At 68.6% G+C, this 14,061-nt stretch carries 9 protein-coding genes; 3 read left to right on the top strand and 6 right to left on the bottom strand.

From position 1 onward, the window contains the following. Window position 1: 1 nt before the first annotated feature. Together treS and IG04_RS0136350 are read right to left on the bottom strand one after the other, a co-directional pair. On the bottom strand, window positions 2-1,810 hold the full coding sequence (treS, locus tag IG04_RS0136355) for a maltose alpha-D-glucosyltransferase (protein ID WP_030481280.1): 1,809 nt from the start codon (window positions 1,808-1,810) through the stop codon (window positions 2-4). Window positions 1,811-1,842: 32 nt separating this feature from the next. Beyond that, the gene (locus tag IG04_RS0136350; RefSeq protein ID WP_030481279.1) at window positions 1,843-3,819 is read right to left on the bottom strand and encodes an alpha-1,4-glucan--maltose-1-phosphate maltosyltransferase; all 1,977 of its coding nucleotides are present in this window, start codon (window positions 3,817-3,819) and stop codon (window positions 1,843-1,845) included. A gap of 405 nt (window positions 3,820-4,224) precedes the next feature. Between IG04_RS0136350 and IG04_RS0136345 the strand changes: the two genes are divergently transcribed. The 3 genes from IG04_RS0136345 to IG04_RS0136335 all read left to right on the top strand — a co-directional run bounded on the left by IG04_RS0136345 (window position 4,225) and on the right by IG04_RS0136335 (window position 9,369). Then, window positions 4,225-5,814, top strand: a complete 1,590-nt coding sequence (locus IG04_RS0136345; protein WP_245816228.1) for a serine/threonine-protein kinase — start codon at window positions 4,225-4,227, stop codon at window positions 5,812-5,814. Window positions 5,815-5,936: 122 nt separating this feature from the next. Further along, window positions 5,937-8,525 carry an alpha-glucan family phosphorylase gene (gene glgP, locus IG04_RS0136340; protein ID WP_030481277.1) on the top strand — a complete coding sequence of 863 codons (2,589 nt, stop codon included), beginning with the start codon at window positions 5,937-5,939 and terminating at the stop codon, window positions 8,523-8,525. 301 nt (window positions 8,526-8,826) lie between these two features. After that, window positions 8,827-9,369: a hypothetical protein gene (locus IG04_RS0136335; RefSeq protein WP_030481276.1), complete on the top strand. Its 543-nt coding sequence runs from the start codon at window positions 8,827-8,829 to the stop codon at window positions 9,367-9,369. A gap of 141 nt (window positions 9,370-9,510) precedes the next feature. Here IG04_RS0136335 and IG04_RS0136330 read toward each other — a convergent pair whose 3' ends face one another. The 4 genes from IG04_RS0136330 to glgX all read right to left on the bottom strand — a co-directional run bounded on the left by IG04_RS0136330 (window position 9,511) and on the right by glgX (window position 14,000). Continuing rightward, window positions 9,511-10,632 carry a hypothetical protein gene (locus IG04_RS0136330; protein ID WP_030481275.1) on the bottom strand — a complete coding sequence of 374 codons (1,122 nt, stop codon included), beginning with the start codon at window positions 10,630-10,632 and terminating at the stop codon, window positions 9,511-9,513. Window positions 10,633-10,670: 38 nt separating this feature from the next. Further along, the gene (locus IG04_RS0136325) at window positions 10,671-11,060 is read right to left on the bottom strand and encodes a rhodanese-like domain-containing protein (RefSeq protein ID WP_030481274.1); all 390 of its coding nucleotides are present in this window, start codon (window positions 11,058-11,060) and stop codon (window positions 10,671-10,673) included. Continuing rightward, a complete protein-coding gene (locus IG04_RS0136320) occupies window positions 11,057-11,644 on the bottom strand; it encodes a cysteine dioxygenase (protein WP_036016625.1) in 588 nt (195 codons plus the stop codon). Before IG04_RS0136320 ends, IG04_RS0136325 begins: the two co-directional genes overlap by 4 nt. Before the next feature lie 241 nt (window positions 11,645-11,885). Next, complete coding sequence (glgX, locus tag IG04_RS0136315; RefSeq protein WP_030481272.1) at window positions 11,886-14,000, bottom strand: glycogen debranching protein GlgX; 2,115 nt, start codon at window positions 13,998-14,000, stop codon at window positions 11,886-11,888. Window positions 14,001-14,061: the final 61 nt, after the last annotated feature.

Here is a 14,061-nt window from a genome sequence, read left to right as displayed (position 1 = left end):
TTCACCTCATCTCGCTGTCGTCGCCCGCCTCTACCAGCTGGAACCAGTAGAAACCGTGACCTGGGAGGGTCAACAGGTAAGGGAGTTCCCCGATCGCGGGGAATTTGACACCTCCGGTGAGCTCCATCGGCGCGTAGTCGCGGTGCTCGGAGAGGTCCAGCTCGACGGGTTGCGGGAAGCGCGACAGGTTGTTCACGCACAGCACGATGTCCTCGCGGCCGTCCGGGCGCTTCCACTGCCGCTTGTAGGCGAGCACGCTCGGGTTCGAGCCGCCGAGCTCGCTGAAGTCGCCCTCGGCGAACGCGTGGTGCTGCTTGCGCACCTCGATCATGTGCCGCGTCCAGTTGAGCAGCGACGTCGAGCTGTTGAGCTGCGCCTCGACGTTCAGGCCCTGGTAGCCGTAGACCGGGTCCATGATCACCGGCAGGTAGATCCGGCCGGGGTCGCACGACGAGAAGCCCGCGTTGCGGTCCGGGGTCCACTGCATCGGTGTGCGCACGGCGTCGCGGTCCTGCAGCCAGATGTTGTCGCCCATGCCGATCTCGTCGCCGTAGTACAGGACGGGCGAGCCGGGCAGCGACAGCAGCAGCGCGGTGAACAGCTCGTGCTGGTTGCGGTCGTTCTCGAGCAGCGGGGCGAGCCGTCGGCGGATGCCGATGTTCGCCTTCATCCGCGGGTCCTTGGCGTACTCCGAGTACATGTAGTCGCGCTCTTCGTCGCTGACCATCTCGAGCGTGAGCTCGTCGTGGTTGCGCAGGAAGATGCCCCACTGGGCGTTCTCGGGGATCGCCGGCGTCTGCGCCAGGATCTCCGAGATCGGGAACCGCGACTCGCGCCGCACCGCCATGAAGATCCGCGGCATCAGCGGGAAGTGGAACGCCATGTGGCACTCGTCGCCGCCGATCTCCGGGTCACCGAAGTACTCGACCACGTCCGACGGCCACTGGTTCGCCTCGGCGAGCAGCACCCGGCCGGGGAACTCGTCGTCGACGACCTTGCGGCACTTCTTCAGGAACTCGTGCGTGCGTGGCAGGTTCTCGCAGATCGTGCCCTCCTCTTCGAAGAGGTACGGCACGGCGTCGAGGCGGAACCCGTCGATGCCCAGGTCGAGCCAGAACCGCAGGATGTCGAGCATCGCCTCCTGCACTTCCGGGTTCTCGTAGTTGAGGTCCGGCTGGTGGCTGAAGAAGCGGTGCCAGAAGAACTGCCCGCGCACCGGGTCGTACGTCCAGTTCGACGACTCCGTGTCGACGAAGATGATCCGTGCGTCGCTGTAGCGCGAGTCGTCGTCGCTCCACACGTAGTAGTCGCCGTACGGGCCGGTCGGGTCCTGGCGCGACTGCTGGAACCACGGGTGCGCGTCGGAGGTGTGGTTGAGCACCAGGTCGGTGATCACTCGGATCCCGCGCCGGTGCGCCTCCTCCAGCAGGTACACGAAGTCCTCGACGGTGCCGAACTCGGGCAGCACCGACCGGAAGTCGCTGATGTCGTACCCGCCGTCGCGCAGCGGCGAGGCGTAGAACGGCGGCAGCCAGAGGCAGTCGATGCCCAGCCACTCCAGGTAGTCGAGGCGCGAGGCGAGGCCGCGGAGGTCGCCCGTGCCGTCGCCGTTGGAGTCGCTGAAGGCGCGGACCAGCACCTCGTAGAAGACAGCGCCCTTGAACCAGCTCGGGTTGGCCGATGCCGGCCTGGCCGACCTGAAGTCCTCAGCCTGAGGTTCGACCAGGAAACCGGCGTCGTCGATGGCCTCTCCGGTGTGCGGTGTTCCTTCCAGCCCGAGCGCAGCGTCGGGACGGGAGTCGTCGGCCATGGTTCCCACCTCGTCGGGGGTTGTGCGGGTGATCAGCTGAAACGGCGCTGCAAGCTCACGACGTGCGCGGTGGCACGCCACGGCTCGAGGCGGACGTAGTTGGCCTGTCCCCAGTCCCACGTCTCGCCGGTGACCTCGTCGTGCGCGATCACCCGCTCGTGCCAGTCGAACCCGAGCTCGGGCAGGTCGAGGTACAACGTCCCCTCCTGCGTGTTGTGCGGGTCGAGGCTGACGACGACGACGACCGTGTCGCCCGTTTCCGGGTCACGCTTGGAGTAGGCGACCAACGCGTCGTTCTCGATGCTCTGGAACTTCAGCGTGCGCATCTGCTGGAGCGCGGGATGCGCCTTGCGGATGTGGTTGAGCTTGCGCAGCCACGGTTCGAGACTGCGACCGTCCGCCATTGCACGGGCGTAGTCGCGGGGCCGCAACTGGTACTTCTCGGAGTTGAGGTACTCCTCGCTGCCGGGCTTCACGGCCTCGTGCTCGAACAGCTCGTAGCCGCTGTACACGCCCCAGGTGGGGGAGAGCGTGGCCGCGAGCGCCGCGCGGAGCCCGAACATTCCCGGGCCGCCGTGCTGCAGCGACTCGTGCAGGATGTCCGGCGTGTTCACGAAGAGGTTCGGCCGTGCCTCGTCCCAGTGGTCGCGGACGTCCTCACCGAACTCGATCAGCTCCTGCTTGCCCGTCCGCCACGTGAAGTACGTGTAGGACTGGGTGAAGCCGAGCTTGGCCAGGCCGTAGAGGCGGGCCGGCCGGGTGAAGGCCTCCGCCAGGAACAGCGTGTCCGGGTAGACCTCCTTCACCTTCCAGATCAGCCACTGCCAGAAGTCCGGCGGCTTGGTGTGCGGGTTGTCGACCCGGAAGATCCGCACCCCGTGCTCGGCCCAGAAGAGGACCACGCGCAGCACCTCGTGGTAGAGGCCCTGCGGGTCGAGGTCGAAGTTGACCGGGTAGATGTCCTGGTACTTCTTGGGCGGGTTCTCGGCGTACGCGATCGTGCCGTCGGGCTGCGTCGTGAACCACTCCGGGTGCTTGAGCACCCACGGGTGGTCGGGCGCGCACTGCAGCGCGAAGTCGAGCGCCACTTCAAGCCCGAGTTCCTTCGCACGTTCGACGAGCGCGTCGAAGTCCTCGATCGTGCCGAGCTGCGGGTGGATCGCATCGTGCCCGCCCTCGTCCGCGCCGATGGCCCACGGTGATCCCGTGTCCTCGGGCGTCGCGACGAGCGTGTTGTTGGGGCCCTTGCGGTTGACCCGGCCGATCGGATGGATCGGCGGGAAGTAGACGACGTCGAAGCCCATCGCCGCGACCCGGTCGAGCTCCTTGGTCGCCGTGGAGAAGGTGCCGTGCACCGCCTGGCCGGTCTCGTCGATCCCGCCGGTGCTGCGCGGGAAGAACTCGTACCAGGAGCCGTAGGCGGCCTTCTTGCGGTCGCACCAGATCTTGTGCGTCTTGCCCTTGGTGATCAGCTCGCGCACGGGGTGCTCGAACATCACCTTCTGCACGTCGGCCGCGAAGGCCGGTGCGACGCGTTCGGCGAGCGGCCGGTCCTCGTCCCGCAACGCTGCCGCCGCAGACGTGAGAAGTGCTCGCTCTTGACGCCTATCGGGTCGCCTTGCCACCCGATCGAGTAGTCCCGCCCCGATCTCAAGATCGTTTGCGAGATCACCGGGACCCTGTCCCGCCGCGATCTTCACCTCAACGGCGTGGTTCCAGGTACCCCAGGGGTCACTCCACGCATCGATCCGGAACGTCCAGGCGCCCTCGGCGTCCGGAACCACTGTCGCGCCCCACCGGTCGAGGCCGATTCCGACCTCGTGCATGCGGGTCTGACGAGCGACTCGGTCGTTCGGTCCACGCCAACTGACTGTGGCCGCGAGTTTGTCGTGTCCCTCGCGCCACACCGTGGCCGCAACCGGAATGTGTTCTCCCACAACGGCTTTGGCTGGATACCTACCAGCCGACACCACCGGGGAAACCTCGTCGATACCGAGCCGTCCGCTCATCGGCAGCGCCCTTCCGCTGTATCGCTTCGCGTTGATGCGTAAATCCTGCCTTGCTCGATCCAGTCATCTGACAGCGGGTTACCCCATCTGGATCCGTACCCCGCCACTGTCGATCGCACACCTCAAGGGCTGATCGTGTCCAGTGTGTGGACCACTAACCTTCGTCGCCTTTCCCGGCGGTCAGGCGGGTGCATCGCCGTGTCGACCCCCCGCCCTCATATCGGGCATATGGGGGCGGGGGGTCGACACGGCGAGGTGCCCCACTGGGCGTCGGGAAAGACGATGAAGTTTGTGGTCCACACACCAGGGTCTCTCGTCCACGTTCCGCTCGCTCGGCGTCTTTCTCATTGGACACTTCCCGTACAACTCACCGTGTTAAGAGAGCGCTACAGGTACCGTGCGCGCGTGAACAAGCTTGGAGGTCGCTACGTCCTGCTCGATCAGCTCGGCGCCGGTGCCATGGGTGTCGTGTGGCGAGCACGCGACGAGTTCCTGCACCGTGACGTGGCGGTCAAGCAGCTGCTTCTCAACGATGTCGAGTCGAACGAGTTCCACGAGGCCGTGCAGCGCGCCATGCGCGAAGGCCGCATCGCAGCCCGGTTGCAGCACCCGAACGCGATCGCCGTGTACGACGTCGTGGTCGAGGACGGCAAGCCCTGTCTTGTCATGGAGTATTTGCCGTCCCGCAACCTCTCCGCGATCCTGGAGCGCGGCCCGATGCCTGCCCAGGAGGCGGCGCGGATCGGTTCGCTGGCCGCCGGCGCGCTGGCCGCCGCGCACAGCGCGGGGATCGTGCACCGCGACATCAAGCCCGCCAACGTCCTCATTGGACGCGACGGCACGGTGAAGATCACCGACTTCGGCATTTCGCGCGCTTTGGGCGATGTGGCCGTGACGAAGACCGGCATGCTCGCGGGTACCCCCGCGTACCTGGCGCCGGAACTGGCCCGCGGTGCCGAGCCCGCACCGCCCTCGGACGTGTTCTCGCTCGGCGCGACGATCTACGCGATGACCGAGGGCGAACCGCCGTTCGGTAAGAGCACGAACGACCTGGGCCTGCTCTACAAGGTCGCGCGCGGCGAGACCCGCCCGCCGACGCGCTCGGGCCCGCTCACCGGCCTGCTGACCCGGCTCCTCGCGAACGAGCCGTCGCAGCGCCCCACCGCAGCCCAGGCCGCCGAGGAACTGAAGGCGATCGCGTCCGGCGCCCCCGTTCCCGTCACCCACGTGATCCCGCCGCGCCCGATGACGCCGCCGACCGGCACCGCCGTGATGGGCGCAGCGGGTCCGGGCACCATGCAGGGCCCGCCGCGCACGATGCCCCCGCAGGCGCCGCGCACCCGGCCGCCCGCCCCGTTGCCCGCGACCTATGACGACGACTACGGCGACTACGAGCCGGAGCCCGAGCCGAAGAAGAGCAACCGGGGCCTCGCGGTCGCCGCCGCGGTCCTCGGCGTGCTCCTGATCTCCGGCGCCGCCTACGCGATCATCTCGAGCTACGGGGACAAGAACTCGAGCGGGGCCGGCGGCAGCTCGTCGCCGACGACCACGTCGCAGACCCAGCAGCCCACCTACGACAAGCCGACGACCGACGCCCCGAAGCCGACGACCGAGAAGCAGACGCCGTCGCAGACCACGCCGAGTCAGACGCCGTCGTCGAAGCCGCCGGCCACCAAGTTCACCCAGGCCCAGGTCACGACCTTCACGAAGCAGCACTACGCGAAGCTGCCGTCGAACGTGGAGGCCGCGCGCAACGACTGGGACCCCGGCCGGGCACCGGGCCTCGCCTCGGAGAAGGAGCACTGGGGTCAGTTCAGCAAGGTCGCGATCAGGGGAACCCCGCTCGTCCAGTCCGACAGCGAAGGCAACTTCACGGTCACGGTGGTGCTGGAGCTCACCGAGAAGGAGACGAACGAGGTCAAGACGCGGGAGTACACCCTCGAGATCTCCGGCAAGGGTGAGAGGTTGCTGATCACGGGCGAGCAACGGGGCTGACGCCGGGCGGCGCGTATGGGCTGTTCACGGCCCGTCCCCGTCTTGACCGGTTCTGCAAGTCGTTGCAGGTGTGACCGGGAACGTTGTCAGGCACTCAGGGGCGGCAGGTAAGTTCGCTCGTCATGCGAGCACTTCGCCGGTTCACCGTCCGAGCCAGCCTGCCGGAGCCCCTGTCCGCGCTGAGCACGCTCGCCACCAACCTGCGCTGGACGTGGCACCCGCCCACGCAGGACCTCTTCACCTCGATCGACCCCCGCGTCTGGTCCGAGGTCGGTGGCGACCCGTTGCGTCTGCTCTCCGTCGTCGACGCGGGCAAGCTGGAGTCGCTGGCCAGAGACGACCAGTTCCTGCTCAAGCTCCACGCGCTCGCGAGCGACCTGGAGCGGTACGTCCAGGGTCCGCGCTGGTATCAGCGCAGGCAGGACGAGATCGTCCAGCGCCGGGAGCACGGGGCACCTGACACACCGCTGCCCACGAGCGTCGCGTACTTCTCGATGGAGTTCGGCGTGCACGAGGCGCTGCCGAACTACTCGGGAGGTCTCGGCATCCTCGCCGGCGACCACCTCAAGGCGGCCTCCGACCTGGGCGTTCCGCTGATCGCCGTCGGTCTGCTCTACCGGTCCGGGTACTTCCGGCAGTCGCTGTCGCTCGACGGCTGGCAGATCGAGCACTACCCGACGCTCGACCCGCGCGGGTTGCCGCTGGAGCTGCTGACCGAGCCGTCCGGGCTGCCGTTGCTGGTGCACGTGGCCATGCCGGGCGACCGGATGCTGCGCGCGAAGATCTGGAAGGCGCAGGTCGGGCGTGTCCCGCTGCTCCTGCTCGACTCGGACGTGGAGCAGAACGACGAGGACCTGCGCGGCGTCACCGACCGGCTCTACGGCGGCGACCAGAACCACCGGATCCGCCAGGAGATCCTCGCCGGTATCGGTGGCGTGCGCGCCGTGCGCACGTTCTGCGAGCTCACCGGCCACGCGCAGCCTGAGGTCTTCCACACCAACGAGGGCCACGCCGGGTTCCTCGGCCTCGAGCGGATCCGCGAGTACATCACCAACGAAGGTCTCGACTTCGACCAGGCGCTCACGGCCTCTCGTGCCGGTGCGGTGTTCACGACGCACACGCCGGTGCCCGCCGGAATCGACCGTTTCCCGGTCGACCTGGTCCAGCACTACTTCGGCGCCGAGAACCTGGTTCCCGGCGTGAACACGCAGCGCATCCTCGCGCTGGGCGCCGAGGACAACCCGGGCATGTTCAACATGGCCCACATGGGCCTGCGGCTCGCCCAGCGCGCGAACGGTGTGTCCAAACTGCACGGTGAGGTCAGCCGGGACATGTTCCGCGGCCTCTGGCCGGGCTTCGACGCCACCGAGGTGCCGATCGGTTCGGTCACCAACGGCGTGCACGGGCCGACGTGGGCGGCGACCGAGATGAGCAGGCTGCTCGGAGCGTCCGAAGCGGACAGCCACACGAGCAACGGTCTCGGCATCGGCGCGTTCGAGCCGGTCACCGACGCCGGGCTGTGGGAGCTGCGGTCGACGCTGCGTGGCCGGCTGGTCGACGAGGTGCGCCGACGGGTGCGCGAGTCGTGGCTGCAGCGCGGCGCGTCGGCGTTGGAGCTGGGCTGGACCGACTCGGTCTTCGACCCGAACGTGCTGACCGTGGGCTTCGCACGGCGTGTGCCGACGTACAAGCGCCTCACGCTGATGCTGCGCGACCCGGAGCGGCTGCGTTCGCTGCTGCTGCACCCCGAACGGCCCGTGCAGCTCGTCGTGGCGGGTAAGTCGCACCCGGCCGACGACGGCGGCAAGGCGCTGATCCAGCAGATCGTGCGCTACGCCGACGAGGCGGGCGTGCGGCACCGGATCGTGTTCCTGCCGGACTACGACATGTCCATGGCCCGGTACCTGTACTGGGGTTGCGACGTGTGGCTGAACAACCCGATGCGCCCCCTCGAAGCGTGCGGCACGTCCGGCATGAAGGCGGCGTTGAACGGCGGCCTCAACCTGTCCATTCGCGACGGTTGGTGGGACGAGCTGTACGACGGCTCGAACGGCTGGGCCATCCCGACCGCGGACGGCGTCAACGACCCGGTCCGCCGGGACGACCTGGAGGCCAACGCGCTGTACGACCTGCTCGGTTCGCAGGTCGCGCCGCTGTTCTACGACCGGGGTGAGGACGGCGTGCCGACCCGCTGGATGTCGATGGTCCGGCACACGCTGGCGTCGCTCGGCCCGGTGGTGCAGGCCTCGCGCATGGTCCGCGAGTACGTGGAGACCTACTACGCGCCGGCCGCCGCGTCCGCGCAGAACGTCGTCGGTGAGGGCTACCGGGGCGCCAAGGAACTCTCCGCGTACCGGCACAGGCTGCGCGCGTCGTGGACGCGGGTGCGGGTGCTCGACAGCGACCTGGTGATCAGTGGCTCCTCCGTGCCGGTGCTCGGAGCGCCGGTCATGGTGCGGGCGCGCGTCGAGCTGGCCGGGCTGGAACCGTCCGAAGTGGACGTCCAGGTCGTGCTGGGCAAGGTGTCGCACGACTCCGACGAGCTCAAGGACATCGTGTCCGCGCCCATGAGCTACGCGGGCAACGGCAACTACGAGGCCGAGGTGCCGCTGCCGCACGCCGGAGCGCTCGGCTACACCGTGCGCGTGCTGCCGCGGCACGGCCTGCTGGCGACGTCTGCGGAACTCGGCAGGGTCGTACTGGCTGGTTGATCGCTTCGCGAGATTGACACAGGGCATCCGGTTCGCCTTCAAACGGCGGGCTGGATGCCCTGATGTGTTTGTCTTCCAGGTTGCCTGGTCACTGCTCGTGACTTGAGTCAGGCGTGTACCCCTCAAACCACTTCGCTCAAACGAATGACCACTTTTTCGAGTGGGTGAATTCGCGATCTCCGCTGGTAGGGGCCTGGATGCGGGCTTACGCTCCTTGGCATGGAATGAACCGCACGAGAATTCGTCGAAGGTTTTCTCGGGGCGGCTCCAAGTGAATTGCGCATTGAGGAAGAAGGTAGCCGTGAAGAAGACGATTACCGCACTCTCGCTCGTCGCAGCATTGTTCACCGCCTCGACCATCCCGGCTGCCAGTGCGTCGCCCGCCGCGCCAGAACTCCCAGCCGCCTGCGCCGGTCTCGTCACCGACCTCGCCGGAAAACTCACGAAGACCGTCAGCAGTCTCCTGCCCCTGCCCAACGTGGGCGCCGTGACACCGTTGATCGGTGACATGCTCAACCTGGTGACCGCGATGCAGAGCTCCGGCTGTCTGCCGACACCGCCGGTCAGCGTGCCGGGCGTACCCCTACCCGCGAAGGCCGAGTACACAGGGCCGGTCGACCAGTGCCTGCCGGTCGTGCTGAACCTGATCTCGACCATCGCGGGCCTCGGCGGCACGGTCCTCGGCGCCGCCGGAGGCGCCCTGCCCGACGTCGGCAAACTCACCGGTCTGCTGACCACGTTGCTCAAGACCGTCACCGACCTGCTGAGCAAGTGCGGCCTGCCGGCGCCTCCCGGTGGCCTGCCGACGCTGCCCGGCCTGCCGCTGCCGGTCCAGAACAGCTGATCTGTCCGCGGGGTGCAAAGGGCCCGTCACCGGTCTCGGTGACGGGCCCTTTGCCGTGTCGCAGTATTCCGTTCGGTGCGGAATGGCGGCAATTCGGAATTGCACACAATGATGCGACCGATTCGTTTTGCCCGGAATCGGTCAGCTGATCTCCAGGCGGGCGCGGGTCGTCGCCACCCGCGGACTCCAGCCCGCGAGCTCGTGCGCCTCGGCCACGAGTTCGCGGGCCTTCGCGTTGTCGCCGTCCGCCATCCACGCCCGCGCGATGGTGATCAGGTCGTCGGCACGGCCCTGCGCGTTCTCGCTCGACTCGGCGGAGTAGCCCGCGAGCTGCCTGGCCTTCGTGGTGTCGCCCTCGATCAACGCCATGATCGCCAGCGTCCCGTTCGCGCGCTGCTTCGGATATCCGGCCGCGTAGGCGTTGCCGAACATGCTGCGCGCGGTCTCCAGCCCCACCTCCGCGGGGAACTGCCCCGCCTCGACCGCCAGCACGGAGACGCCCGCGGTGGTGGCCATGACGAACGCCAGGTCGCGCGTGCTCAGGTCCTCGCGACCGGTCAGCCCGATCACCGTCTGCAGCGCTTCGAGGTACCGCTCGCGGGCGCACGACGTCACGACCTTGAGCCCGACGACAGTGAGCAGGTCGGGGTGTTCGCGCACCAGTTCCGCGTAGACGCGCTCGGCCTCGTCGAGGTCACCGCGCTGGTAGGCGTCCATGCCGGCGAGCACGCCGGGCCGTGCCTCCAGTTCGCCGAGCGGCCGTCCGGAGAGCTTCGGCAGCGAGAACACGAACCAGCCCAGGCTCGTGTTGCCCGGCCGCTCGACCGGCACGAGCTGCCACAGGAAGCAGGTGGTGGCGGCGAGCGCCATGCCCTTGCCGAACGCGCTGCCGGTGGCGAGCCACGTCACCGCCGCGACCGCGGCGCAGAAGACGATCGCGAACGCTCCGGTGAGGACCATCCGCCGGCGCACACCCGGCTTCAGCCCGGTGATCCCGACGGTCGCGAGCACGGGGATCTGGCGCAGGACGAGCCGCTGGTGCGTCCACGTCCACGACTTGAGCTCGCCGCCGATGCCGATGATCACGTGCGTGATCCGGAGTCCGCACAGGACGGCGCCGAGCGCCAGGCCTGCCTGTGCCGCGGTCAGCTCCACGATCAGGCCGGCCAGTGCTCCGGCCAGGCCGAGATGGAACTCCGGGAGGGTCCAGGCGATCGTCCCGGCCACGACCAGTGCCGTCACGACCCAGCGCACAACTGTCACGGTCAGCAGACGTTACCGGCGGGACAGCGGTTCCAAGGTCAGACCACGGGCTCCGAGCCGCCCTCGCGGATCGGCAGTCCGGCGGCGCGCCAGCCCCGGTACCCGCCGACGAGGTCCGTCGCGTTGGGCAGCCCGACCCGTTGCAGGTCCCGGGCCGCGAGCGACGACGCCCAGCCTTCGTTGCACACCACGACGACGGTCGTGCCGGCGGTGAACCCTGGCAGCCGCCAGTCGCCGGCGGGGTCGAGCCGCCACTCCAGCACGATCCGCTCGACCACGACGGAGTTCTCGATCTCGCCCTCGGCCAGCCGGTTGTGGGCGGGCCGGATGTCGACGACGAGCACGTCCTCCAGCGCGAGCACCTCGTGCGGTTCCAGCCGCTTGAGATGCGACCGGGCGTCTTCGAGGATGGTGTCGACGTTGCTCACGGGCCCTCCAGGTCGGCCAGCTGACGCAGTTGCGCCAGCGGCAGGCGCTGCGCGGGCAGCGGTGGGATCGAGTCGGGGATGTCGTGCAGCGACGCGTACTCGCGGGTCGGCACGAGCGGCGGCGAGTAGGCGTGCACGGTCGCGGCCGGCGCCTCGAACGGGTTCAGCACCTGGTGCGCGCGCCCGGACCCGAAGCCCAGCGCGTCGCCGGTGTCGCGCACCGCGGACCGGATCGGCCCGGCTGGGTAGCGGTAGTCCTCCCGCAGCCTGCCGGTCAGCACGGTGAACGACCCGGCCGAACCGCCGTGGTCGTGCGGCTCGGTGCCCTGGCCGGGCAGCCACGACAGCAGCCACAGCTCGACGCCCTCGGTCAGCCCCAGCCGCGCCCACCAGCGGTGTTCGGTCGAGTAGTCGAGGATCTGCAGCAACCCGGTGGTCAGCTCGCTCGCCACGAACGAGGTGAGATCGCGCAGCTCGCGCGGCGTCCACAGGTCGCGGGACGGATGGATCACGTCACTCAGCAGCAGACTGTCAAGCGCCGGGTGGAGATCGAATTGATCATGGTCTGCATACGTCGAGGTCACGCACTCGCTCCTGAAGGCCGCGTCGGGTACGGGTAGCGATCAAGACGCGACGCAGGGCGCTGTCAGCGCGTGCGTCGCGTCGAGCTACACCCGCACGACGCCACGAGTACGAGGTCGATCGTGCGGTCCGTCCAGCAGTAGACGACCACGAGCGTGATGGTGCCAGACGCGCTCAGACTATGGCTAGAGCGTCCATTCGCCGGAAGAACCTCGGACACAGAGTCAAGTGACCGCAAGGAGTTCAGCGCGGTACGCGGAGCAGCAACAACGAGCGCGCGGGCACGGTGAGCTTCTCCCACGGTGCTAGAGAACCGGGATTCGCCGGGGAGCCGTCCGTCGTCGTCGTGTCGAGGAACGGCTCGTACGACGGCCCGTAGCGCTCGTGCGGCAGCGTCACACTGATGGCGTCCGCACCGGCGTGCATCAGCATCAGCCACGAGTCGTCGGACACGAGCTCGCCGTCCCGTGTGCGGGAGAGGCAGCTCGAGCCGTCGATGAACATGCCGAGCGTGCGGCGGCCCTCGTCGAACCAGTCCGTCTCGGCCATTTCCTGCCCGTCCGGCCGGAACCACACCAGGTCCGGGTTGCCGCTGGGCGTCGTGCGGCCCTCGAAGAACTCGGGCTGCCGCAACGCCGGCGACGACGCGCGCAGGTCGATCAGCCGCTGCGTGAACCCCAGCAGCGCCTCGCTCGCGTCGGTCGTCGTCCAGTCGACCCACGACACGTCGTTGTCCAGGCAGTACGCGTTGTTGTTGCCGCCCTGGGTGCGCCACATCTCGTCGCCCGCCGTCATCATCGGCGTGCCGGTCGACAGCAGCAGCGTCGAGAGCAGGTTCCGCGCCTGCTGCGCCCGCAGGGTGAGGATGGCGGGATCGGACGTCTCGCCCTCGGCACCGCAGTTCCACGAACGGTTGTCGTTCGTGCCGTCGCGGTTGTCCTCGCCGTTCTCCTCGTTGTGCTTGTCGTTGTACGACACCAGGTCCCGCAACGTGAACCCGTCGTGCGCGGTGATGAAGTTGATCGACTGCCACGGCCGGCGCAGGTCGTCCGCGTACAGGTCGCTCGACCCGGAGAGCCGGTACGCGAGATCGCGCACGGACGTGTGGCCGCGCCAGAAATCCCTGACCGTGTCGCGATAACGACCGTTCCACTCGGCCCACTGCATGCCGAAGTCGCCCACCCGGTACCCGTCGCCCGTCGCGTCCCACGGCTCGGCGATCAGCTTGGACCGGCACAGCACCGGATCCGTCGTGATGGCCGTCAGCAGGGCCGAGTCGCGGTCGAAGAACCCGCCGGCAGGCCGGCCCATCGTCGAGGCGAGGTCGAACCGGAACCCGTCGACGCCCATCTCGTCCGCCCAGTACCGCAGCGAGTCGGTGACCAGCCGCACGACCTGCGGCGACCCGGCGTCCAGCGTGTTCCCGCAGCCGGTGATGTCGACCGTGCTGCCGCCGCCGGCGTGCAGGTAGTACCCCGGCGCGTCGTAGCCGCGGAAGCAGATGGTCGGCCCGTCCGGACCGCCCTCGCAGGTGTGGTTGTAGACGACATCGATCAGCACCTCGATGTTCGCCGCGTGCATCGCCGCGACCATCGTGCGGAACTCCTGGACCTCGTTGCCCGGTTCGCTCGCGTACGCGGCGTGCGGCGCGCAGTAGCCCAGCGGCGAGTAGCCCCAGTAGTTGCTCGCGCCCCGGCTCAGCAGCGACGGCTCGTCCTGGAACGTCTGGACCGGCAGCAGCTCGACACTCGTGACACCGAGGCGCGTGAGGTGCTCGATCGCCGCCGGGTGCGCGAGTCCCAGGTACGTGCCGCGCAGCTTCTCCGGGATGTCCGGGTGGTTCTTCGTGAAGCCCTTGACGTGCATCTCGTAGATGACTGCCTCTTCGAACGGCACGTCGGGCTTCACGCCCGTGTCCGCACCGCCCGGTGAGCTGACGACGGACAGGGGCACGCTGCCGAGCGAGTCGATCGCGGACGGCGGCCCGTGCATCGGGTCGCCGGCGTAGCCGAGCGAGGCCTCCAGGTTCGTGATCATGCCCTCGATCTGCCGCGCGTACGGGTCGACCAGCAGCTTCGCCGGGTTGCAGCGCAGCCCGCGCCCCGGGTCGTAGGGCCCGTGCACCCGGAACCCGTACCGCTGACCGGGCGTGACACCGGGCACGAGGCCGTGCCAGACACCGAACGTCCGTTCGGTCAGCTCGACCCGTTTCTCGGTGCCGTCGTCGTCGACGAGACAGACCTCGACCGCGTCGGCGACGTGGGACGTCACCGCGAACCGGACACCGCCTGCTTCGGCGTGTGCCCCCAGTGGGAACGGTCGGCCTGCCAGCACCTCGGACTCGGGTCGCGTAGCCATGCCCCCGATCTTGGCATCCGCCACCGACAAAAAACTTGAGAGTTCACACAGGCGGCGCAGC

The organism is Lentzea albidocapillata, assembly GCF_000719115.1.
In the GTDB taxonomy this organism is placed as follows: domain Bacteria; phylum Actinomycetota; class Actinomycetes; order Mycobacteriales; family Pseudonocardiaceae; genus Lentzea; species Lentzea albidocapillata.
The sequence above is the reverse complement of the archived record's forward strand: the minus strand, read 5'-3'. Positions and strand labels throughout refer to the sequence as shown.